The organism is Arthrobacter sp. CG_A4 (assembly GCF_035985125.1).
GTDB lineage: Bacteria > Actinomycetota > Actinomycetes > Actinomycetales > Micrococcaceae > Arthrobacter.
Map to the genome: position 1 here is coordinate 54,884 of NZ_JAXCID010000007.1, position 21,395 is coordinate 76,278.

At 66.4% G+C, this 21,395-nt stretch carries 21 protein-coding genes and 1 riboswitch; of the genes, 11 read left to right on the forward strand and 10 right to left on the reverse strand.

What is annotated here, in order from left to right:
* Positions 1–73: 73 nt before the first annotated feature.
* Positions 74–592 carry an SRPBCC family protein gene (locus RCH07_RS04795; RefSeq protein WP_326966331.1) on the reverse strand — a complete coding sequence of 173 codons (519 nt, stop codon included), beginning with the start codon at positions 590–592 and terminating at the stop codon, positions 74–76.
* A 25-nt stretch (positions 593–617) separates the two neighbouring features.
* Positions 618–1,031, reverse strand: coding sequence for a YccF domain-containing protein (locus RCH07_RS04800; protein WP_326966332.1), 414 nt, complete (start codon positions 1,029–1,031; stop codon positions 618–620).
* Between the two features lie 133 nt (positions 1,032–1,164).
* Between RCH07_RS04800 and RCH07_RS04805 the strand changes: the two genes are divergently transcribed.
* The 3 genes from RCH07_RS04805 (at position 1,165) to RCH07_RS04815 (ending at position 4,044) form a co-directional block, all read left to right on the forward strand.
* Positions 1,165–1,323 carry a hypothetical protein gene (locus RCH07_RS04805; protein ID WP_326966333.1) on the forward strand — a complete coding sequence of 53 codons (159 nt, stop codon included), beginning with the start codon at positions 1,165–1,167 and terminating at the stop codon, positions 1,321–1,323.
* Between the two features lie 22 nt (positions 1,324–1,345).
* Positions 1,346–1,741 carry a hypothetical protein gene (locus tag RCH07_RS04810; RefSeq protein WP_326966334.1) on the forward strand — a complete coding sequence of 132 codons (396 nt, stop codon included), beginning with the start codon at positions 1,346–1,348 and terminating at the stop codon, positions 1,739–1,741.
* 374 nt (positions 1,742–2,115) lie between these two features.
* A complete protein-coding gene (locus tag RCH07_RS04815; protein WP_326966335.1) occupies positions 2,116–4,044 on the forward strand; it encodes a hypothetical protein in 1,929 nt (642 codons plus the stop codon).
* A 365-nt stretch (positions 4,045–4,409) separates the two neighbouring features.
* Here the strand turns inward: RCH07_RS04815 and lepB are convergent, their stop codons facing one another.
* The 5 genes from lepB to RCH07_RS04840 form a co-directional block, all read right to left on the reverse strand.
* The gene (gene lepB, locus RCH07_RS04820) at positions 4,410–4,970 is read right to left on the reverse strand and encodes a signal peptidase I (protein ID WP_326966336.1); all 561 of its coding nucleotides are present in this window, start codon (positions 4,968–4,970) and stop codon (positions 4,410–4,412) included.
* On the reverse strand, positions 4,967–6,577 hold the full coding sequence (locus RCH07_RS04825) for a multicopper oxidase family protein (protein WP_326966337.1): 1,611 nt from the start codon (positions 6,575–6,577) through the stop codon (positions 4,967–4,969). Before RCH07_RS04825 ends, lepB begins: the two co-directional genes overlap by 4 nt.
* 104 nt (positions 6,578–6,681) lie before the next feature.
* Positions 6,682–7,950, reverse strand: coding sequence for a sensor histidine kinase (locus RCH07_RS04830; RefSeq protein ID WP_326966338.1), 1,269 nt, complete (start codon positions 7,948–7,950; stop codon positions 6,682–6,684).
* A 64-nt stretch (positions 7,951–8,014) separates the two neighbouring features.
* The gene (locus tag RCH07_RS04835; protein WP_326966339.1) at positions 8,015–9,577 is read right to left on the reverse strand and encodes a BTAD domain-containing putative transcriptional regulator; all 1,563 of its coding nucleotides are present in this window, start codon (positions 9,575–9,577) and stop codon (positions 8,015–8,017) included.
* Positions 9,578–9,695: 118 nt separating this feature from the next.
* The gene (locus RCH07_RS04840; protein ID WP_326966340.1) at positions 9,696–10,091 is read right to left on the reverse strand and encodes a hypothetical protein; all 396 of its coding nucleotides are present in this window, start codon (positions 10,089–10,091) and stop codon (positions 9,696–9,698) included.
* A 307-nt stretch (positions 10,092–10,398) separates the two neighbouring features.
* Here RCH07_RS04840 and RCH07_RS04845 point away from each other — a divergent pair, with 307 nt between their 5' ends.
* Complete coding sequence (locus tag RCH07_RS04845) at positions 10,399–11,541, forward strand: sensor histidine kinase (protein ID WP_326966341.1); 1,143 nt, start codon at positions 10,399–10,401, stop codon at positions 11,539–11,541.
* A gap of 102 nt (positions 11,542–11,643) precedes the next feature.
* Positions 11,644–12,045: a hypothetical protein gene (locus RCH07_RS04850; RefSeq protein WP_326966342.1), complete on the forward strand. Its 402-nt coding sequence runs from the start codon at positions 11,644–11,646 to the stop codon at positions 12,043–12,045.
* Positions 12,046–12,181: 136 nt separating this feature from the next.
* Here the strand turns inward: RCH07_RS04850 and RCH07_RS04855 are convergent, their stop codons facing one another.
* A complete protein-coding gene (locus tag RCH07_RS04855; protein WP_326966343.1) occupies positions 12,182–12,796 on the reverse strand; it encodes a phosphoribosylanthranilate isomerase in 615 nt (204 codons plus the stop codon).
* Positions 12,797–13,014: 218 nt separating this feature from the next.
* Between RCH07_RS04855 and RCH07_RS04860 the strand changes: the two genes are divergently transcribed.
* The 5 genes from RCH07_RS04860 to RCH07_RS04880 all read left to right on the forward strand — a co-directional run bounded on the left by RCH07_RS04860 (position 13,015) and on the right by RCH07_RS04880 (position 16,424).
* Positions 13,015–13,665, forward strand: coding sequence for a HutD/Ves family protein (locus tag RCH07_RS04860; protein ID WP_326966344.1), 651 nt, complete (start codon positions 13,015–13,017; stop codon positions 13,663–13,665).
* A gap of 64 nt (positions 13,666–13,729) precedes the next feature.
* Positions 13,730–13,797, forward strand: a riboswitch (guanidine-III (ykkC-III) riboswitch).
* Positions 13,798–13,806: 9 nt separating this feature from the next.
* A complete protein-coding gene (locus RCH07_RS04865) occupies positions 13,807–14,130 on the forward strand; it encodes a DMT family transporter (RefSeq protein ID WP_326966345.1) in 324 nt (107 codons plus the stop codon).
* Positions 14,131–14,132: 2 nt separating this feature from the next.
* Positions 14,133–14,537 (forward strand): DMT family transporter, encoded by a 405-nt coding sequence (locus RCH07_RS04870; RefSeq protein WP_326966387.1) that lies wholly within the window; start codon positions 14,133–14,135, stop codon positions 14,535–14,537.
* Positions 14,538–14,735: 198 nt separating this feature from the next.
* Positions 14,736–15,752: an aldo/keto reductase gene (locus tag RCH07_RS04875; protein ID WP_326966346.1), complete on the forward strand. Its 1,017-nt coding sequence runs from the start codon at positions 14,736–14,738 to the stop codon at positions 15,750–15,752.
* Between the two features lie 21 nt (positions 15,753–15,773).
* Positions 15,774–16,424 (forward strand): MBL fold metallo-hydrolase, encoded by a 651-nt coding sequence (locus RCH07_RS04880; protein WP_326966347.1) that lies wholly within the window; start codon positions 15,774–15,776, stop codon positions 16,422–16,424.
* A gap of 331 nt (positions 16,425–16,755) precedes the next feature.
* Here the strand turns inward: RCH07_RS04880 and RCH07_RS04885 are convergent, their stop codons facing one another.
* On the reverse strand, positions 16,756–18,672 hold the full coding sequence (locus RCH07_RS04885) for a DEAD/DEAH box helicase (protein ID WP_326966348.1): 1,917 nt from the start codon (positions 18,670–18,672) through the stop codon (positions 16,756–16,758).
* A gap of 437 nt (positions 18,673–19,109) precedes the next feature.
* Between RCH07_RS04885 and RCH07_RS04890 the strand changes: the two genes are divergently transcribed.
* The gene (locus RCH07_RS04890; RefSeq protein WP_326966349.1) at positions 19,110–19,769 is read left to right on the forward strand and encodes a class I SAM-dependent methyltransferase; all 660 of its coding nucleotides are present in this window, start codon (positions 19,110–19,112) and stop codon (positions 19,767–19,769) included.
* A 101-nt stretch (positions 19,770–19,870) separates the two neighbouring features.
* Here the strand turns inward: RCH07_RS04890 and RCH07_RS04895 are convergent, their stop codons facing one another.
* Positions 19,871–21,352 (reverse strand): MFS transporter, encoded by a 1,482-nt coding sequence (locus tag RCH07_RS04895; RefSeq protein ID WP_326966350.1) that lies wholly within the window; start codon positions 21,350–21,352, stop codon positions 19,871–19,873.
* Between the last annotated feature and the right edge of the window lie 43 nt (positions 21,353–21,395).

Sequence of the window (21,395 nt, forward strand, 5' to 3'; positions counted from 1 at the left end):
GCAACGCGGGGTCACTTAGCGCCCATGCCAGGGGCATTTATGGGCGCTAAGTGACCCCGCGTTGGGTGGATTCTCAGGCGCGACGCCGGAGGTGTTCGGCCAGGCGGTCGAAGGACTCCCGCCAGCCCTGGCCCTGGCCGTCCCGGTTGTCGGGGGTGTCGAACGGGCCCTGCCTGAAAGTCATCCGGGTGCCGCCGTCAATCTCCGCCAACTCGAACGCCACCTCGGTCTCGAAGCCGCGGGTGCCATCGGGCTTGTCCCACGCATGGGTGAACACGAAGAGGTTCGGCGGTTCAATGTCCGTGTGGACGCCGCTCCACCACTGTTCCTCCCCCGTATTGTCCCGGACCCTGCAGGCCCGGTACAGGCCGCCGACCTCCAGATCCGCATCGACGCTCTCCCGCGGGGTGTGGAATCCGCGCGGACCCCACCACGCGGGAGTCTGGGCCGGATCCGTCAGGGCGGACCACACCCGCGCGATCGGTACCTGGAACTCGCGCGCAATGACAAGGATGAGGTCTTCGGGCGGGGCGCCCTTCGTTGAGAGTCCTTGCGCAGGCTTTGCGGGTTCGGCTGTGACATGTTCGGACATTGGGGGACTCCATCCTCTATGCGGGTCAGCGGCCCGTCGTGCTGTAGCCCGTGACAAACGGCCGGTCGCTGGGGACGATCTGCTTGCCCAGCGGCATCAGGGACACCGGGATGAGCTTGAGGTTGGCGATGGCCAGCGGGATGCCGATGATGGTGACTGCCATGGCGAATGCGGTAACTACATGCCCGATCGCGATCCAGATGCCGGCGACGAGCAGCCAGATAACGTTCCCCAGCAGCGAAAACAACCCGGTGCCGCCCGGACGGTCCACCACGGTGCGGCCGAAAGGCCAGAGCGCGTAGGACGCGATGCGGAAGGACGCGAGCCCCCACGGGATGGTGACGATCAGCAGACAGCAGATTACCCCTGCCACGAAATAGCCGAGCGCCAGCCAGAGCCCGCCAAAGAGCAGCCAGATGATGTTAAGCAGTGTCTTCATGGCACTATTCTCTCCCATCGCGGGCCGATCCGGCCTACGGGTTGGCCCTGGACCTACCCTCAATTGGCTTCCCGGGACATCATTCAAACGCCCCGCGCTTTGCGCAGGCCCGGATCCGCACAATACTGGAACCATGCCTGCACTCCTGAAACTTGCCCTGATCGTCGCCCTTATCCTGCTGGTTGTCGGTGTTGTTGTGGAGGCTGTGCAGTTCCTGCTCTACGTTGGCCTGCTGGTCCTGGTCGGCGCCGGCATCGTGCACTTCCTGCGGCGCTCGCGCGTCACCCGCTGACGCCGCCGCCCGGGACGCACAGATGACCGGCATCGGGGACCTCCTTGGCCCCATTCTCGAAGTCATGACGTGGGTAGGATTCGTCCTGGGCCCGCCGCTGCTGCTGTGGGGCTGGATTTCCCGGCGGCGCCGGTGCCAGTGGGCCGAGACCACCGGCACAGTGATCAGCGCCGGCGGGTTCACGGGATACAGCTGGACAGACCACAACGACGCCGACCACCGGTCGCTGCTCCCCGCCGCCGAGTCGCACGGGCTGATGGAGGGGGCCGACGTCGTCCTCTTCTACGATGTGTGCCACCCCTCCCGGTGGGGGCTGGCACCGCCCAAACCGGACAACGCGGCGTGGGTCATCGGCTGGATCCTCATCTGGGTCGGTATCATCTCCACCGCCGGAGGCTTTGTCCTGCTGCTCTTCTGACCGCCTGATAAGTCAGCCTGTCAGGTCTGCTGCACCAGGGCGGCCGCGACGCCGGCGAACTCGTCGTCGAAGAAAGCCCCCTCCGGCAGGGACCGGCTATTCAGGCACCTCCCCCGCCCTATCTGGCCCCCTGCGTTCCGAGGATATTACAAGGTAGCCCGATGAGACAGGAAATGACCCGTTGCCGGATCGCGACACCTGCTTGTAAGGCCGCACCCTACGCTCGTCACCGGCCCTCCCGAGGGTTTTTCCAAGCCGGGGCACAATGTATCTCCAAGCCCGATGCTAGATATTGGAGGCCATCAGCGTCTTTCTGAGGAGACAAAATGGTTTTCAATCCGGCTGAACGTTCAGGCAAACGTCTGGATCCAAGAGTGGCTACCCGCCGTGGCGTTGCTGCGGCAGCCGCGCTGATTCTGACCCTAACGGGCCTGAGTTCAGCTCAAGCGGCCACCCAGGTAGCAGTGAAAAACCCCGGAGGACTGACTGCGGTCGGCCCGGTCAACACCGAACACGGATTTCCGTCCTGGTATGAGGACAGCACCAAAACCCGCGTCGAACTCTGCCTTGACGCCGAGAATCCCCTGTGTGGGTTTCTTCCCGGCGACATCCCTGACGAGAGCGCAGCCATATCGTTCCCGAACAACTTCCCGGCCGAGGCCTTCTACATGCTCGCCAGTTCCGGGCTGGAACTTCCCGGCGGAGGACGCGCGATCCTGGTCCTCGGGCTGGAAGCGGCCTTCGCGAACACCATCGCGGAAGGCGACCAGGTGGTCTTCGGCCGCCAACGGATCGTTGTCAAAGGAGGGCCAGCCAACACCACGCTGGAGTTCCGGCATCCATACGGCACCATCACCATCGATACCGATGCGACCGGCAGCGGCAAACTGGTGGAAGACATTGCACCCGCCATCGGCAACTTCACTACCGCGCTCAAGAGCAACATCGGCCCCTTCCTGAAGTGGGATCCGGCCACCGCCCCGGCCGCGCCGGAGGGGTATCTCGGAGACCCGAACCAGGAGCACACCGTCACGGGCAGCCCTCTGGCGTACAACAAGTTTTCCGTCGCCGGCGGCGGACTTGCCCTGGAAACCGACCGGTTCGGTCTCCAGGGCAAACTCGCCACCAACCGCGGAGTCAGCGCCGATGGCGCCGTGCTCAACGGGGACATGATTGACGTTTTCGCCAGCAGCGGCCCGGAATCTCAGCTTCAGGTCGACGGACAGGCGGGGAAATTCGAGACCACACCAATGGCGAACGACGCCGACAGCGGACGGTACTACGCCAGGATCAAGGTTGCCGGCACGGCTCCGGCGGCTATCAAAGTGTCCAACATCGGCGACAAACCCGCCAGCAGCAGCCTCATCAACGTGACCAAGCCAAGCGGCGTAGCCATCACCAAGGCACTATACGATGGAGCCAGCCTCACCGTTGCTGCGTACTCCACGGAGGGATACCCGTTGACTGTGACTGGCCTCGGTACCCTCGACGAGCCAGCACCGGGAACGCCGTCCGAGAAATCGTTCCCGACCAAGGCGCCGCCGGCAACTGTCACCGTCAAGACTGCCTCGGGCGGTTCAGCCTCCTTGCCTGTCACCGTCAACGGCGGCGCGGCAACGCCAGTGGGTCTTGCGCCGGTCACCCCGGCACCTGATCCAGGCCCGATCGTGGACACCGGGAACGGCCCGGGGCCAGTCGGCCCGACGGCCCCCGCAACAGCAACAGCAACAGCCACCGCATCCTCGCCCACCATGACACGCGGCAGTACCGTTCAGTTGGATGGCAGCGCCTCTACGGGTGCTGTCAGCTACAAGTGGCGCCAGGTTAGTGGTCCTGCGGTCACGATCTCGAGCGACACTGCTGTGAAACCCCTCATTTCCATTCCTTACTACGCTAAAAACACCGACACAGCTCCGCTGACGGTCAAAGCCGATGAACCGGTCCGAATCGACTTGGTCGTGACCGGTAAGAACGGCCTCGGGAGTGCCCCGGCCGCTGTGGAGCTGGCCATCCGAACTGACAATGTGACCATTGGCGCCGGGTCCCGCCACCGGGTTGGGACGGAACTACGAATAGTGGGCACGTCCACGCTCGCCGGCGCCGGCGCCCTGATGCCGGCCACGACCGTGGTCATCTACGACACCAGCCCCGGCCGGCCGGTCGCCAAACTCGGTACAGCACAGGTGGATAACCTTGGCGCCTGGTCGCTCAAGGCCAAGCCCGGACCCACCAGGCAAATCACCAGCGTGCTGGTCCAGTCCACCCGCGGCGGCACCGCAACTGGAGCAGTCACAACACGCTAGCGGCAACGCCACCAATGGTTCAGGGTCCTGTCCGCTCAGCGGGCGGGACCCTGAACCATTTCCTGATATACATTCAATCCGCGCGCCCTGACTGACCTGCCAAAAGCGGGCACGCCCGCGCCGCGGCGGACATTGGAAGCCGGGGTTGTGGCTGCAGGCAGGGCTCGTCCCGTCTGGAAGGCGGCATCCAAGGCGCCGGCTCTAGGCTTGAACCCCAACCAGGGTCCCGGATCGCAGCATATGGATCCAATGGCATCAGATCGGTCCTATAGGTGCCCTGCGAGGGCCTCCGACTAAGGAGGCCACACCCCGGGCTACCCCAGCCGCAGAGGCGCGGGGTTTCGCGGCGAGCTACTTGACCACATCTAATTCTGGCCCGTCAGCAGAGTACCTTGGATCGCCGTCAACGGCACGGCTCCGAAGTCCCTGGAATCGATCGATACGCCGCGATTGTCCCCCAGCACGAAGACGCTTCCGGGCGGCACCTTCTCGGGCCCGAAGTAGGTGGCGTCGATGCGGCTACGATCTACGAAAGACTCTGCGACGGCGACGTCGTCGACGAACAGCTCCGCGTCCCGGATGGCCACGCTCTGCCCCTCCCTTGCAATGACGCGCTTGATAGCGAGCCGGCCGTCAACCGGGCTGGTGAAGGCAACTATCACGCCGTTTCGGATCCAGTCCGAAGCGGCAGCGGGCTTGAACAGGACCACGACGGCGCCCGCGGGAATGGTCGGCTCCATGCTGTCCGAGGACACAGTGAAAGGTTCCACCAGCCAGCAGCGCGCGGCAAGGACGGCCATGACAGGGATCAGCGCGACCGCGAGGAGCCGGGCGCGGCGTCCCCTGTCGGACTGCAGGGTCGGCCCCGGCAGGCTGTGGCGCGGGAGCGGCCGCCTGCCGTCGCGGGTTCCCCGTGCAGGGTTCAATCCCGATCATCGTCCCAGACCGCTTTGGCCGCTGTCATTGGGTCATCCGCGTCCCAGTCGATTTCCTTCAGACCCACCCTGAACTGGGCCATCATGTCGTGGTCCTCGTGCGGCAGGTTGTGGCAGTGCATCATATAGACGCCCTTGTGAGGGGTGAACTTCATCAGGAGTCGGACGGTCTCGCCTTCACCTACATACACGACGTCCTTGGGCCCGCGCTCGTATGCGAAGGACGGCTTTCCGTTGCGGCTGAGGATCTGGAAATCCACCAGGTGGATGTGAAGGGGGTGAAACCAGCCACCTGACCCGTTTTCGATTTCCCAGATTTCCACCGAGTTGAGTTCAGGATCGGCAATGACTTTCTTGTAACCGCTGGCGATGACGTCCTGCCAGCTGTCATCGTTGATGGTCCACATGTTGGTGGTGTCGTTCCGCTTGACGCGGAACTTGCGTGTTTTCGCGGATTGCTCTGTCCGCAGCGACATGGCTTCGCTGTCGACCAACGCAGTCGGGATGCGGTTCCAGGTCGGGTCCGCGGTGTTCACCGGTTCGTCCGTCACGTCAAAGGCCATGATCTTGTTCGTGAAGTCGTAATCCACGTTGTTTTTGTTGGACAGGTTTCGGAGTTCGATCCGTTGCCCCGTCTTGTACTTCCGGAAATCGATAAGGATCTCATACCGCTCCGCTCCGGCATGGCGGTAGTTGACGACGGTCTGCGCCACCGGGATCAGGCCGCCATCCGTGCCAACCACGACCAACGGATCGCCGGTGCTGAGCGTCGGCCGCAACGAGCGGGAGATGGAACAGTTCAGGATCCGGAAGCGGTAGACGCGTTTTTGCACCTTCATGACGGGCCAAGGCTTTCCGTTGACCAGGATTACGTCCCCCCATAGGCCCGAGTGGCTATTGTCGTCATAGCCAAGGGACCCGTCCGCTGCGAACATGGCATCACTGACAGTTAGTGCCACGTCGTAGCGGCCCTGCGGGAGCAGCTGCCGTTCGACGGGATCATGCAAGTGATACTGCGCCGCGAGGCCGGAATAGGCGTTCAATGCCGTGAAGTGGACGCCGTGGTCGTGGTACCACAGCGTGCGTGCCGGCTGGAAGTTGGCGTAGTGATAGTCCTTGTAGAACCCCGGGTGTGTGATGTCGCTGGCGTAGCCGTCGAATTGCGGCCGCGATGCTGACCCATGGAGGTGGGTGGAAGTGGAAAGGGCATGCCCGTCCAGAGCGTGCCGGGCCGGCAGTTGGTTGCGCACCCTCAGAACAGATTTTGTGCCCTGCTCGAGGCTGATCGTCGGCCCCGGGAACAAACCGTTGTAGCCGAGAATGGGTGTGCTCAGCCTCGGGAGGATGCTTGCCGTGGCGGCCTTCTCCGTCAGCCTGTAGTAGTTGACCGGCGAGCCGTCCGCGGCATCCGTACCTGTCGCATAGGGCTGAAGGACCGGAGCCTGAACGAGCGCTGATTGGAAGGGCCGCGGCATGTCCTTGGAGTTGAGGCGGCTGGCCGACTTGGCCTCCACCGATCCCGTCGGCACCATCGCGCCACCAGCGCCAAGGACTCCCAGTCCCCCGATCAACAAAACCTGACGGCGAGAAATGGACATGGCAGGTCTCCTTTGTGTTCGGTAACTCGACTCTGCCGCACCCGGCTTGGAGATTTCCTGCGCCTGTCTCCCTACCTTGGAGTAACCCTAAAACGCAGCAGGGGTTAGTAAGCTGCCGCGAGGCGGGACACCAGCCGCGCTGTCACGGTTGTGCCGGCGCCGGGGACACTAAGGATTTCCAGCGCTCCGCCGGCCTCCCTGATGGTGTCCTTGAGTATCCGCAGGCCCAGGTGCCCGTCCACGGAGCCCTGCATCTTGTCGAATCCCTTGCCATTGTCCGAGATGCTTATTTCCGAGCCTTGATGGTCGGTCCGCAGCGAAAGCACTACCGTGGTTGCCCCGGAGTGTTTGGCACTGTTTGACAATGCCTCCCGGGCCACGCGGTAGAGCAAAGCCGACACGGCGAGGTCCAGCGGGCCGTCCTCCGGGACCCGCAGACGCACGGTGAGACCGCGCTCCTGATGTGGCTCCACGAGCCGTTCCAAGGACGTCTTAAGCCCAAGCTGTTCAAGGTCGGGAGGATACAGCTCGCTTGTAATGGCCCGCAGAGCGCGTACGCTCCGCTGCAGTATCCTTCGGGCTCCACCGAACACTGGTTGTTGTTCGGGCAATCCGTGGTGCTCTTCTGATTCCAGGGCGTAGCCCAGCCCGGATAGGTCCTGGATCACTTCATCGTGCAGGTCGCGTGCGATCCTCCGGCGTTCAAGGTCGGAGGCCTCAATGGCTCGCTTGAGCAGCCGGTTCCGTGCAACCTGATGCTCTTGGATCCCGCGGGCCAAGCGAAACGCCGGGGGCAGTTGGGCGAGCTGCAAGGCCGCCAGCGAAAGTAGCAGGGGCGGAATCATGCTGTAGAGGACCGCGTCTTGTTCGACCCGCATGGGTCCGTCGTCATAGTAGGCCTCAAAAATCAGCCGGGTACCGTCAATCGCCGCCGAGCTGACGTAGACCTCCACTAGGTCTCCTGACGCTGACTCGTACTCGTTCTCCAGTTCCTGCTGGCTCTCCAGCGTGGCGGTCCCGGGGCCTCCGGCCAAAAGATCCCGGCCCCACGCCGGTAAATCGAATTGCTGGCCTACCAACGAGCGCATGTCCGAATAGACCACCCGCCCGTCCGCGTCCCACACCTTGATACGCAGCACCGATGCGTCGCTGCGCCAAGGCTGCAAGGCAAGGTCCAATGCGGCCAGTGCAGAGGGATCACCGGCGAGCAGCGCTTCGTTTACGAGCGGCTTGATGGCAAGATCGGCAACGCGTTGGGTGAGGAGGACAGCGTTGTTGAGCGCGTGCCGTTCCGCCGCGGCCCGAATCCAAAACGCGACCGGAGTCGCCACAACGAGCAGGGCCAGGAACCCCATCAGGAGGAATTTAGCCACAGCGGCCCGGACCTGGAATCGTTCAGCCGCTCCCGGGTAGCTCGGCGTGCTGCCGCCCGCCGCGTCAGAAGGCCTGGACATTGGACTTCGCGCTCAAAATGCCCCGAAGCTGTGCTTCCGCCATCGCTTCTCTTTGCGAGTGAGTGCCAAGTTTGGAAAAAATGGTTTTGACGTGGCCGCGGCACGTGTGGATTGAGATGTTCAGGCTATGCGCCACCGCCCGTATCTCATGCCCTTCCGCCATCAGGCGCAGCACGTCCAGCTCGCGGGGACTTAGGGGGGGCCCAGCGGGGGGCCCGGCGGAAGCTTGGTGGGGGACGCCAATCTGGGCCACCAACGACGGGTGTACCACCATGTTTCCCGCCCGCGCGTGCCGGAGCGTGTCGAGCACAGCGGCCAGCGAGCCGTCTTTGGGGAGGAATCCGCATATTCCGATGCCGGCCGCCTGCCGGAGGACGTCCTGGGACGGATCTCCGGTCAGCATGATTATCCGCGTTTCCGGCGCATATTCCAGAATGCGGATCGCCGCTCCCAGCCCGTCACCGTCGGGCAAATGATAGTCCATGACGACAACGTCGGGTGCCAGATCACGGCACATCCGCACGGCGTCCTCGACGGAAGCCGCCGAACCAACACTGTGAAGGTCCGGCTCCCGGTCCAGTGCGCCGGTCAGTAGCTCGGCGAAAGTCCTGTGGTCGTCGACGGTCAGGATGCGTATCGCGGTCCGGGCTGCCGGACCAGCGTTCTGGGCTCCGAGCGCAGATGTTCCGCCTACGGGTGCCAGCGCAGTTGCAGGGGCCGGCCTTCCGGCGTCCCCCGTGAGGCGCAGCAGGCGGGCGTGCACCGCGCGCAGTGCATCCCCGGGGCTGCACCCCATCTCCCGTTCCAGCGTGCGCCGGTATTGTTCGAAGGCCCGGAGCGCTTCCAGCGGTTGGCCTGACGCCTCCAGCCCCAGGACCAAGGAAGACCAGGCCCTCTCGTTGAGCTCGTCCCCCGACAGGGCCTCCCTCGCCCAGGCGACTGCCGTGTCGTGTTGATGCAGGGACATCGCCAATTCAGCGGCGAGCACCCGGGCTCGGCAGACCCGAAGCTCATGGTTGCGCCGTTCCTCATCCGCCCAGGACGCCCGCAACTCATCTCCCAGCAACGGCGCAGAGGCCAGTTCAAGGGCTTCCTGCAGGAGTTCCAGAGCCTCCGTGGCCCCACAGGTCGATGCTCGACGCAGTAGGTCATTAAACCGGCTCACATCCAGGTCAACGAGGAGGGAATCCATCATGTAGCCTCCCGAGACCGTCCGAAGGGGACCGGCCTTGCCCTGGCCCGGCTGCAGATGACGCCGAAGGACGCTAACGTAGCTTTCCAGCGTCGGGAGCGCCTCTGCGGGTGGTCGCCCGGCCCACAGGACCTCAATAAGACGATCCTTGGATACTGGCATGCCGAGATTCAGCAAGAGGATTTCGAGGATCTGCCGCGGTTTGGGACCGCCAAGCCCACCGGACTCAAGGACTGCGCCGCCGCGTCGGATCCTGAGCGGGCCGAGGATCCTGATGTCAAGGATGCCTTGCGTCCGCAGATCCACGCTCACGGTCGACGGGCCGGCATTCTCCGGCGGAAGAATAGAAAGCATGTGAGACCTGCAATTCAGACGGAACCCTGTGCCCTCAAGCTATTTCCATCCAACAACTCTCGACACGAGTAAGGGGTACCTGTTTTTCATCGGTTAGCCAGACACCGACTACGTGCCGCTAGCTTCCTCCCCGGTGGTGACCCGCACCAAGGGACAGTCCGGGCCCCCCGGGCAGTTCCAGGGTCAGCTCGATGGCCCGGTCGGGGAGCTCGAAGACGAGCGTGGCGTTGATACTTTCCCCCTGGCGTGCGACCGCGGGAGCCGGAGAAGCCCAGATCGCTTTCCATTTCCCTGCGCCGAGGCCCGACACGGAGTACTCGGACGGGTCGTAGGAGAGACCGCCTTGCTGCAAAGCGGTCAGCTCCAGCAGAACGCGGACGCGATGGAGTCCCTCGCCAGGTGGAGTGGCCAGCGCCGCAGCAGCAGCGGCGGGCGTCCATCCGTCGACGTCGGAGGGCAGTACCCCGTTGATGCGTGCGAGTCCGCCGTTGAGGCTGGCTGAGGCGCCCAGCATAGCCGGAGGTTTCCGTGGTGTGGCCGTCACGACGCTCGCGACCAGGCACCCTACGAGGACGAGCAATATTGCCGGAATAAGGATTCTCGCGCGCTGGAGTGTCGCTGACGATGACATGTGAGCAATTTTCCCGCCGGCGCCCTAGGGAAACCCTAGGAAAGGTCCTCAGGGCGATCGTCGTGGGTGTTCATGACGACAGGATATCTACAAGCGGCTGTCCCTACTGTGAGCCTCACAAGTTCGCCGGTTGGCGCACGATGTTCGCGCCGGGGCGGAGCAGTGAGAGATGCACAGGATGGATGTGGTCATGAAACGAAGATTTGGACCGCTGGTCGCAAGTTTCGGGCTTGTTGCGCTGGTCGGCACTGCACCCCACGCCGTCCAGTGGGGGCTCCTGACTGGAGTGGGCAACGGCACTGGTCCACAACAAGGTGAAATCCTGCAGTCGCGCGCCACCTTCGACATTATCTCCGTGATCGCCCTCCTCGTGGCCGGTGTCGTGGGCTGCGTGGTTGCCGGGCGACTGCCCGGCCGCGTCCGGCGTCTCCGGGACACCACCGACCACCTATCGCTCGATGAGCCGGGTCAGCGGGTCCCATTGCCCTCCTCCACCGACGACGACGTCGCCGTACTCGCCGCTACATTCAACAACCTCATCGATCGGCTTGAGCGCGGGACCGCGGAGCACCGTCAATTTCTCGACAATGCCAGCCGTCAGCTGGCTGCGCCGCTCGCTGCCGTCCGTCGGCACCTCGAGCTGCTGAGCGCCCACGACGCGGAAAGCGCCGCCCGGTCCCGTACTCTTCTACTGAAGGAGCTGGAACAAATACAGCGTCTGGTCAACGACTTCCAGGTGCTTGCCGGTAGCAGGCGCCCGGACTTCATCCATGCTGAATGGATCGACGTCGATCAGTTTCTGGAAGAAGCTCTGCAGCGGGCCAAGATCCTTGGCCGCCGACGCTGGACCCTAAGCGTGAAGCCTGGCGGCTGGGTTCTCGCTGATCGTCAGCGCGTGTCCCAGGCCGTGGATCAGCTCACCGCCAATGCCCTGACTACCACCTCCGAAGACGACACGATTTCCCTCGGCGGTGTCTGGGCTGATTCTCCCGCAACGTCAAAGCGGAGCGGCGCTTCGGCCGCACGTGTCTCGTCCGCTCTGATTGGAGGACTGGACATATGGGTCTCGGACACTCGATCAAGAATTCCCGCAGTGGAGCACCAGCGAATAAATGACCGATACGCGTTGTCCGGCCCGATGTCCCCGGGCGAAAGCTCGTGCCTGGGGCTGCCGATTGTCAAGGCAATCGCGGAAGCGCACGGGGGCAGCGTCCGGGTCCACTCGGCGGCCCGAGGCGGGAGCAGATTTACACTCTGGCTTCCGGCTCGGCTGGACATCATTCGGCAGCGAGGTTTGTGCGGACAAACGCTCCAGAGCCCAGAGCCCAGATAGACGACCGGTGATTCTCGATGAAAGTACCAGAAAGTCCGGGGAGCGGACGCCGATGATTTACCCTCAGACCGCTGGCGGTTCGCGGGTACGCGGAGAAGTAAAGTGATCCCGGCGGAGGATCCGCTCAATGGACCAGCCCAGCCTCCCGACTACGTCGCCGAACGCGGGGCGGCGCCGCGCGAACAGGCTTCCGTCGAAGCTTCCGAACAGTACGCCGGTACCTCCCTGCGGCTTCAGGCACTCGAGATCATTGGCAGTCTCCTCAACAGCACCCGGCCGGAACTGGAAGAGGCCCGGTCCTGCCTGCGCCGTCATGTCCAAGCGCACCCCTGGGATCCGGAGATCGCCCTCCTGCTGCATCTTTGGGACCGCGCACAGCTCCTTGTCACTCCATGGGAGGTGATTCTCCCCCCGATGCAGCCGCCGAGCGCCATTCAATCAATGAATCTGCCGCCGCCCAATCCGCCAGAAAACCGATCCGGGGTGGGACCTCTGCCGGCATAAACCGCTGCGCGGCGCCGAAGACCGCCCACCTCACGTGTCTGGTTTCGAGGGGCCGCGCCGCCGTTGTCGGCCCAACGCGGCCGGACCGGCCGCATTTCTGCCTGTGTTGTCGGGCCACCGCCTCCCGGCAGCCCGGTCAGGCCTTGGCCGCCACCACAAAGCCGCGGATCCTGGCCAGGTCCTTCACCCCGCGGGAGGATTCGACGCCGGAGGAGACGTCCACGCCCCAGGCGCCGGCCCGGGCCGCAGCATCGGCGACGTTGGCGGGATCCAGCCCGCCGGCCAGCAGCCAGCTCCGGCCCGCTAAGCCATCAGGGCCCGCCAGACCCTTGGCCCGGACCGAGGCGTAGTCCCAGGCTTCGCCGGAACCGGGCATCGCGGCGTCGATCAGCAGCATTTCCTCGCCCCAGTCGGCGAACGCCTCGGGCGGGGCGGACATGTTCACCGCGCGGATGAGCCTCAGGCCGGCGTCGTGCACGGTCTGCACGTCCGCCGTTGTTCGGACGCCGTGCAGCTGGACCCATCCCAGGCCCGCCTCACGGGCCACGGCGACGGCGTCCGGGGCTGCTTCGTGCCGGAAAACTCCGACGGCGGGGACCCCGGCGGGGACGTGGGCCAGGAGCTCCCGGACCTGCGCGGGGGTCACTTCCCGGGGGCTGGGAGTCAGGACGAAGCCGACGGCGTCCGCCCCGGCCTCCACTGCGGTCCGGACCGACTCGGGGGTACTGAGCCCGCATACCTTGACGAACATTCGGCTCCTTCTGCTGTGTTTCCTTCCTCCGACGTTAGCAAGTCCACCGGTAGGATCAGGCACCCTACCGGCACACCGAGGTGAGATTTGGCGCCCATGTTTGTCCAGAACATGGGCGCGAAGTCGGACCTCGGCGCTGTCCGGCAGCGGCCCGGGACCCGCGTGCGCGCCCGGGGGCCCAGCCGCGAACGCACCGGCCCGGCGGATAGGCTGGAGGCATGGAGATCATCCGCTTTGCCGAGCTGAAAGCCCAACCCTGGCGCAACGGCGGCGGTGTTACCCGCGAACTGGCCGGCCACCCCGTGGCCGCGTCCTCGCGGAACAGCACCGAACAGGACGGCGGCCGGGACTGGCGGGTGAGCATCGCCGATGTGTCCAAGGCCGGCGCGTTTTCCGCGTTCCCCGGCATGGACCGTGTGCTTACCGTGATCGACGGCGAACTGCTGCTGCTGACCGTCGACGGCGCCGAGCACCCGTTGGAGAAGTACCGGCCGTTTCGCTTTTCCGGCGACGCCGACTCGGCCGGCGCCCTGCCCACCGGCGACATCCGCGGCCTCTTTGTTCTCACCCGCACCGGCGCGTTCAAGGGCTACACCTCCATCATCGAACTCTCCAAGAAACGCGCGCACCCCGTATTTGAGGGCCAGTTCGGCATCCTGCTGCAGGGTCAGGCCACCGTCGGCCCGGGCACTGCGGGCACCGAACCCGGCGCGGACGCAGGGGCCGGGGCCGGCACGGCGCCGGCTGCCGCCGTCGAGCCCCGAACACTTGACCAATACGACGCCGTCGTCGGCTCCGACGCCACGACGCCGGAAATCCTGGGCCGCGGTTTCCTCGCCGTCGTCTCGATCGACCGGGTCGCGGAGTAGTCCTTCCTCTATAGCCGCTTGAGACTGGAACTTCGCCTCGCGGGGCGGCCTTGCTAGGCTTGACTCAAGGTCGCTTTCTTGGCGGCCTCCGGACGACGGTTCAGTACCCGGAACGCGACAAGACTGGCCGCAGGAGCAGTTATGCCGTGGATCATCCTCATCTTTTCCGGAGCGCTGGAAGCCGTCTGGGCCGCAGCCCTGCACCGGACCTCGCAGAACACAGGCCGACGCCGGATCGCACCGGCCGCCATCTTCCTCGTCTCAGTGATGGCCAGCCTGGGCGGGCTGGCCATCGCCATGCAGTCCATCCCGACCGGTACCGCCTACGCGGTCTGGGTGGGGGTCGGGGTGGTCCTGACCTCCGCCTACGCGATGATCACCAAGGTTGAGCCCGCGACCGCCGGACGGATTTTGCTGCTCGGCGGAATCGTCGCCTGTGTGGCCGGCCTGAAGCTGGTGGCGTGACCATGGCAGCGAACCGCACGCCGGAATCCGCAACGAAGGCGCCCGCAACCACAGCCCCCTGGCTGATCCTGCTCGCCTCGGCTGTGCTGGAGGCAGTCTGGGCCACGGCCCTGGGCCTGTCTGACGGCTTCACCCGGCCACTGCCCACCCTCGTCTTCGCGCTGACCGCGACCTTGAGCATGGTGGGGCTTGGGCTGGCAGTGAAGCGTATCCCGCTCGGCACGGCCTACGCCGTCTGGGTGGGGGTCGGCGCGGCATTGACGGTCGGCTGGGCCATGGCGACCGGCGTCGAACCAGCCAGTCCGCTGAAATTGCTGTTCATCGCCGGGATCGTGGGCTGCGCCGCGGGTCTGAAGCTGCTGCCGGCCGGGAAATCCGTCCCTGCCCCGGCGCTCCCGCCCAATTAGTCGGCGGCCACCCTCTCTTTCCAGTCCGACACGCCGTGCCGCGGCGCGGAATATGCTGGTGCGCCAAAAGTAACTGGGCACGAGCGCTGGAATACTCCCGGGCCGGACGCAGTTCTTGGCAGGGAACACTCCCGGGCCGGACGCAGTTCTTGGCAGGGACGGCAGTTCGGCAGGAAAACCAGCGAATGGAGACCGACGATGAATGCAGCATCAGTCCAGCTCGGCGACGGCCTCTCGGTCAGCCCCCTGGGGTTCGGCGGTATGGCCCTGACCCCGGTCTACGGGGACGTGGATCCGGCCGAGGCGCTCAAAACCCTGCACCACGCGGTGGATTCCGGCGTCAGCTTCATCGACACGGCCGACATCTACGGCGGGGGCAGCAACGAGGAACTGATCGCCAAGCTGCTCAAGGAACGCCGGGGCGACGTCCAGCTCGCCACTAAATTTGGCCTCGTGGGCACACCGGGAACCGGTTACACGGACATCCGGGGCGACGCCGCCTACGTGCGGCAGGCCGTGGACCGCAGCCTGCAACGGCTGGGCACCGACACCATCGACCTGTACTACCTGCACCGCCGTGACCTCCGCGTTCCGATAGTGGAAACCGTGGAGGCCATGGCGGGGCTGGTGCAGGCCGGCAAGGTGCGGCATCTTGGCCTGTCGGAGGTGACGGCCGAGGAGCTGCGGGAAGCCAACAGCATCCACCCGATCGCCGCGGTCCAGAGTGAATGGTCCATCTGGAGCCGCGATGTGGAACGCAACGTTGTTCCCGCCGCGGCCCAGCTCGGGGTGGGCTTTGTGCCCTATTCGCCGCTGGGCCGGGGATTCCTCACCGGCACCGTGGACGCGGCCAAACTGGGCGACAACGACTTCCGCCGCAACATCCCGCGCTTCGCCGCAGACGCCGCCGACGCCAACCAGGTTGTGGTGGCCACCGTGCAGGCAGTCGCCGCCGAGCTCACCGCGGCCGGGCAGGATGCAACCCCTGCCCAGGTTGCCCTCGCCTGGCTCCTGGCGCAGGGCCGGAAGCTGGGACTTCCGGTGGTCCCCATCCCCGGCACCCGCAAGGCGCACCGGATCGACGAAAACTGGGGGGCCCTGGCTTTGACGCTCGACTTCACCGCAGCGCAACTGACGAAGCTCGACGCCGCTGCGGACGCCGTCGTCGGCTCCCGGTCCGCGGACCCCAACTGGGTGTCCGAGGGCCGTGAATAGCGCCTCCGTAGACTGAAGCCCATGGACTCGCTAATTCACTCGTTACGTGACATCACCATCCGCCGGATTTCAGTCAGCGAGATGGACAACAACGTGTATCTGCTCACCCACAAAACATCCGGGGCGCAGCTCCTGATCGATGCGGCCGATGACCCGGCCGCCATCCAGGGGCTGCTTGTGGACGCCGCCGCGGCTACTCCAGCGACGCCGAAGCTGGCGCTGATTGCCACCACCCACCAGCACTGGGACCATGTCCGTGCACTGCCGGACCTGGTGGAAGCCACCGGGGCTAAGACGGCCGCCGGAACGGATGACGCCCCGGGGCTGCCGGTACCAGTGGATGTACTGCTAGATCACGGGGACGTCCGCAACTTCGAAGGCTTCGATGTGACGGCAGTGCACCTGCGCGGGCATACCCCGGGTTCGATCGCACTGGTGTACCAGGACCCGGCAGGCCCGGCCCACATATTCTCGGGCGACTCGCTCTTCCCGGGTGGGGTGGGCAACACCAACGAGGATCCGGAGCGGTTCGCTCAGTTGATCGCCGATGTGAGCGAGCGGTTGTTCGCCATGTATCCAGATGACACCGTGGTGCATCCGGGCCACGGCAAGCCGACCACCCTGGGAGCGGAACGCCCGCACCTGGCTGAGTGGCGTGCCCGGGGCTGGTAGGCCCGGAGTTGGTTCCCGCCCAGTTGGTTGAGCCCGCAGCAGGTGGGCCCGCAGGTGGGTGCCGCCCAGTTGGTTAGGCCCGCAGTAGGGCGCCGCCCAGTTGGTTGAGCCCGCAGCAGGTGGGCCCGCAGGTGGGTGCCGCCCAGTTGGTTAGGCCCGCAGTTGGTTCCCGCCCAGCTGGTGGGCCCGCAGCACGATCCGCGCTGGGCTTCGCAGCTTGCGCTGCGCTTCGTGCTCCGCGCTGCGCTTTATGCCGGTCGCTGCGGGAATTCCCGTAGCGACCGGCATTTCGCGTAGCGCCGGTTATTTTGGGTAGCGGAAAACAGCGACTCTATCGGCTGCGGCGTTCGTTCGACGCCGGAGCGGAGGCGCGGCGGGGGCCGCCGCTGCGTGCCGGACGTCCGTCGCCGGAGCGGCCGTTGCCGCCGCCAGCGTAGGAACCGCCCGAGGTACCACCGGTGTTGGAGGACCAGACAGCGGAGTTGCCACCGGCGTTGCTTCCGGCGGAACCGGCGCCGGCAGCTGCACGCTGGCCCGTCGCCGGACGACCGCCGCGCGCACCGCCGGTGGCGCCACCCGTGCGGGGCGCGCCCCCCGTGCGGGGTGCACCACCGGTGCGGGGTGCGCCGCTGCGGGGAGCAGAAGCACCCCGGGCGTCGCTGCGTCCTTCTGTGGCGCGTCCGTCCGAACCGCGGCCGGCCGAGGCGCGGCCGCCTGCAGCCGGTACGTCGTTGCGGTGGGTGCCATAGGACGTTGAGCGGCCGCGGGTGCTGCGGCGTTCGGCGCGCTCGGCATCCTGCCGGTCTTCGTTCTTCTCGATGACACGCTCAGCCGCGTTGCGTGCGGCGGCCTGGCCTTCGTAAGCCACGGCACGGCGCTCGGCGCGGGGCAGATCGGTGCGGGGAGCCTCGGCTCCGACGCGTCCGCGTCCACCACGTCCGCCCCGGCCACCCGCGGTGGGTGCAGCCTGGGTGGTGCGGCGGGCGCGCTTGCGCTCGGCGTTCGCCCCGGTGGAGCTGCCGCCGCCCTGGTTGGACTTGGCGGCCAGCAGCGCGGCGCGGGTCCGCGGATCGATCTTGTCCGCCATCTCGCCGACCAGCTGCGCCACCAGCGGGGAGTTAGCGGTAACGCGCTCGAAGTTGACCTCGACGCCGGCCGCCTTCATGAGCTTCTTGACGTCGGACTGCTGCTCCGGCAGTGTCAGCGTGACCACGGTGCCGTCGGAGCCTGCTCGGGCCGTACGGCCGGAGCGGTGCAGGTACGCCTTGTGCTCCGTGGGCGGATCCACGTGGATGACCAGTTCGACGTCGTCGACGTGCACGCCGCGGGCGGCAACGTCGGTGGCCACCAGGACGCGGACCTCACCGGAGGAGAACTCGGCCAGGTTGCGGTCACGGGCGTTCTGCGAGAGGTTGCCATGCAGATCGACGGCGGGGATGCCGGCGTCGGTCAAGGTCTTGGCGAGCTTGCGGGCGTGGTGCTTGGTGCGCATAAAGAGCATCCGGCGGCCGGCACCCGAGGCGAGCTCGACGATCAGCTGCTTCTTGACGGTCTGGTCGTTGACCACCAGCACGTGGTGCTCCATGGTGGTCACCGCGGCCTGCGGATCGTCCACGGAGTGGGTCAGCGGGTTGGACAGGTAACGCTGGACGATTTTGTCCACACCGTTGTCCAGGGTGGCGGAGAAGAGGAGTCGCTGGCCCTTGCTGGGCGTCATGTCCATGAGCTTCTTGACCACCGGAAGGAAACCGAGGTCGGCCATGTGGTCGGCCTCGTCCAGGACGGTGATCTCAACGGCCTCGAGGGTCAGGATGCGTTGGCGGATCAGGTCCTCCAGGCGGCCCGGGCAGGCGATGACGATGTCGACGCCGGCGCGCAGGGCCTTTTCCTGGCGGGCCTGGGAGATGCCACCGTAGATCACGGTGGTGGTCAGGCCCATGGCCTTGGCCATCGGCTCGATCGTGGCGTTGATCTGGGTGGCCAGCTCACGGGTGGGGGCCAGGACCAGGCCCATGGGGCGGCCCGGCTTGCGGAAATGCTTGGCCTCCCGCTCAGCGAGTCGTGCTACAAGCGGGATGGCGAAAGCGATGGTCTTGCCCGAACCGGTGCGGCCGCGGCCCAGAACGTCGCGTCCGGCCAGGGTGTCCGGGAGGGTCTTGACCTGGATGGGGAACGGTTCCAGGATCCCCTGCGCGGTCAGGGTGTCGGCGAGGGCCTTGGGCGTGCCGAGGGCAGCGAAAGTAGTCATGTGTTTTATAAAGTCTTTCAGGCGGTATCCATGCGGATATCGGCCCCCGGTGCCGGTTGGCCCAGGGGTTCGCCGAAGAAAAGTCAGGTGATCGACCGGGCTGCCACTCACCTTGCGGAAGTGGCCGCTGGGACCAAATAGAACGCGTTCATCGACGCAGGATGTGCCTCTCACATGAAAAAACCCACTCCCTGCAATCGGATTCCAGAAGAAATCCAGCAGGGGAACCGGTTGATGGACCGGGCCGGTCATTCAAGACCAAAGTGGGCATCACTGCACATCAAGTTCCCCTAGCCTATCATCCGGTGCCGGTCCGGCCCGCATCGCGCAGATCCGGCGCGGGAAACAGCCTCCCGTAGTGCCAGGCCCCGGTCCAGTCGCTGTATCCCGGCCGCCCCGCGCCTGCAATGATGAGGTGAACGACCCCGAGGAGCACGATGACCGAGCACCAGCACCCCGACGGCGAGAGCAACGCCACCGCGGCCCAGCAATGGGACGAGACGTACCGCGGCCGCCCCAGGATGTGGAGCGGGCAGCCCAATCCGCAGCTGATCGCCGAGGCAGCGTACCTGCCTCCCGGCACGGCCCTGGACCTGGGCTGCGGCGAGGGTGCCGACGCCATCTGGCTCGCCGGCCGGGGCTGGATGGTCACGGCGCTGGACGTTTCCGCCGTCGCCCTTGAACGCGCCACGGCCCATGCGCAGGAGAACGGGCAGGGCGCAAACATCGAGTGGGTACAGCAGGATCTCGCCACCTGGGTGCCCGCCCAGCTCTTCGACCTGGTCACGGCCCAGTTCCTGCATTCCACCGTGATGCCCTGGCAGCAGGCGCTGCAGCTGGCCGCCGCGGCGGTGCGGACGGGCGGCACCCTGCTCGTCGTCGGCCACCATCCCGACGGGCTGCCACCGTGGGGGCAGCATCACGCGCCGGAGCGGTTCTATACGGCAGAGGAGTTGGCCCGGGAGCTGGGGATCGAGGCGCCCGAGTGGGGCCTCGACGTCGCGGACACCCGGCACCGCAGCATCATCGGTCCCGACGGCGAGGCGGCTGACGTAACCGACGCCGTGCTGCGCGCCACCCGGATGGAAGCGCACTGAGAAAAGCGTCCGCTGGTCGAGCCGCCCGCCCGGCCCACCGCTTCCCCAACTGACTGGCAGCAGAGACCGTTTTGGGCGCTCAGAACGGCCCCTGCTGCCAGTCATTTGCGCCGAACGGACGTCTTCCTCGCGGCGACCCGCGGGGCGACGACGACGGCGGCGAGGCCGATCACCGCGGTCAGCGCGAAGACGCCGGCGAAGGACGCCGCCGTCGTGCTGTCCGTGGACGTCGTCGTGAAGGCGGTAAAAATGATCCCCGTGGTGGCGAGGGACAGCGCCCCGCCGAGGGAGTCGGAAATGGACATCGCCGAGCTGTTGAAGCCCGCGTTTTCCTTGCTGGACAACGCCAGCGTCATCACGCTCAGGCGTGCGTACATCAGGCCCATGCCGGCGCCGGCGAATACCCATGCGGCGATCGCGACGGCGGCCGGCCAGTGGAGGACGGTGGTCACCAGCACCAGCACGACGGCGCCGAGCACTAGGGCCGCGCCGATCCGGACCGCGCGGCTGTTCTCCAGCCGCGGCCCGAGCCGGCCCTGGACCGCGGAGCCGGCAGCCCAGGCGACGGCGCCTCCGGTGAGGGTCAGGCCGGCGAAGGTGGGTGAGAAAACGTAGCGCTCCACCAGCAGGTACGGCAGGTAGACCTCCGCGCCGAAAAACGCGGCGGAGGCCAGGCCGCGGGTAAGGATGACGCTGGGAAGGCCGCGGCCGGCGGTCAGAGTGCCGCGCGGCACCAAAGGCCGGACAGCGACGAGGGCCACGACGACGGCCGCTACTGCCGCGATTCCGCCGGCTACCGGGAGCCCGGCGGAAAGGTTCAGGCCCAGCACGGCGAGCGCCGCGAGGCAGGCCCAGGCCAGCCGGCCATAGCCCCCGGCACTGCGCGTGGCAGAAGGGGACATGTCCAGCGGTGCGGTGCGGCCGGGCGCCTCCTCGGGCCCGCCGTCGTCGGGGGTGCCGCGCAGTCCGCGCAGCGCCGGGATAATCATGAGCAGGGCCGGCACCACCAGCCCCACCACGCCAAGGAACACCCAGTGCCAGCTGGTGAGCTGCGCCACGAGGCCTGCGGCGAAGGGACCCACCAGTGAGGGGAACACCCACGCCGCGGAGAAGGCGGCGAAGATCTTCGGGTGAAGCGGCGGCGGATAGACCCGGGCGATCACCACGTAGAGGGCCACCGTCATGGCGCCGCCGCCCAGGCCCTGCACCAGCCGGCCGGCCACCAGGGCGGGCATACTCTCTGCTGTTCCGGCGATCAGCAGGCCCGCCACGAACATGGCCACGGACGCGTACAGCGGGCCCACCGGGCCGCGCCGGTCGGACCAGTTCCCGGCGGCCACCATGCCGATGACGCCGGTGGCCAGCGGGCCGGCGAACGCCAGGGCGTAGAGGGCAGCCCCGTCCAGCTCGCGGCTGACCAGCGGCATGATGGTGGTCACCGCCAGGGATTCGAAGGCGGCCAGGAACACCAGGGCGCAGGCACCCAGGGTCACCAGCCGATAGTCGCGGCGGAAGATGCCGGTTGATTCCAGGGACGGGGCGGGGGCGGTACTGGGCAAGGGCGTGGCCTGATCGATAGTCATGGACGCAACCGCAGAACCTCAACCCATCGTGCGGTCAAGGCCC

Excerpts from the sequence above, each read along its gene's own strand:
- RCH07_RS04795 (WP_326966331.1), bottom strand. The coding sequence starts at position 592 with ATGTCCGAACATGTCACAGCCGAACCCGCAAAGCCTGCGCAAGGACTC.
- RCH07_RS04800 (WP_326966332.1), bottom strand. The coding sequence starts at position 1,031 with ATGAAGACACTGCTTAACATCATCTGGCTGCTCTTTGGCGGGCTCTGG.
- RCH07_RS04805 (WP_326966333.1), top strand. The coding sequence starts at position 1,165 with ATGCCTGCACTCCTGAAACTTGCCCTGATCGTCGCCCTTATCCTGCTG.
- RCH07_RS04810 (WP_326966334.1), top strand. The coding sequence starts at position 1,346 with ATGACCGGCATCGGGGACCTCCTTGGCCCCATTCTCGAAGTCATGACG.
- RCH07_RS04825 (WP_326966337.1), bottom strand. The coding sequence starts at position 6,577 with ATGTCCATTTCTCGCCGTCAGGTTTTGTTGATCGGGGGACTGGGAGTC.
- RCH07_RS04835 (WP_326966339.1), bottom strand. The coding sequence starts at position 9,577 with ATGCTTTCTATTCTTCCGCCGGAGAATGCCGGCCCGTCGACCGTGAGC.
- RCH07_RS04840 (WP_326966340.1), bottom strand. The coding sequence starts at position 10,091 with ATGCTGGGCGCCTCAGCCAGCCTCAACGGCGGACTCGCACGCATCAAC.
- RCH07_RS04845 (WP_326966341.1), top strand. The coding sequence starts at position 10,399 with ATGAAACGAAGATTTGGACCGCTGGTCGCAAGTTTCGGGCTTGTTGCG.
- RCH07_RS04855 (WP_326966343.1), bottom strand. The coding sequence starts at position 12,796 with ATGTTCGTCAAGGTATGCGGGCTCAGTACCCCCGAGTCGGTCCGGACC.
- RCH07_RS04860 (WP_326966344.1), top strand. The coding sequence starts at position 13,015 with ATGGAGATCATCCGCTTTGCCGAGCTGAAAGCCCAACCCTGGCGCAAC.
- RCH07_RS04865 (WP_326966345.1), top strand. The coding sequence starts at position 13,807 with ATGCCGTGGATCATCCTCATCTTTTCCGGAGCGCTGGAAGCCGTCTGG.
- RCH07_RS04870 (WP_326966387.1), top strand. The coding sequence starts at position 14,133 with ATGGCAGCGAACCGCACGCCGGAATCCGCAACGAAGGCGCCCGCAACC.
- RCH07_RS04875 (WP_326966346.1), top strand. The coding sequence starts at position 14,736 with ATGAATGCAGCATCAGTCCAGCTCGGCGACGGCCTCTCGGTCAGCCCC.
- RCH07_RS04880 (WP_326966347.1), top strand. The coding sequence starts at position 15,774 with ATGGACTCGCTAATTCACTCGTTACGTGACATCACCATCCGCCGGATT.
- RCH07_RS04885 (WP_326966348.1), bottom strand. The coding sequence starts at position 18,672 with ATGACTACTTTCGCTGCCCTCGGCACGCCCAAGGCCCTCGCCGACACC.
- RCH07_RS04890 (WP_326966349.1), top strand. The coding sequence starts at position 19,110 with ATGACCGAGCACCAGCACCCCGACGGCGAGAGCAACGCCACCGCGGCC.
- RCH07_RS04895 (WP_326966350.1), bottom strand. The coding sequence starts at position 21,352 with ATGACTATCGATCAGGCCACGCCCTTGCCCAGTACCGCCCCCGCCCCG.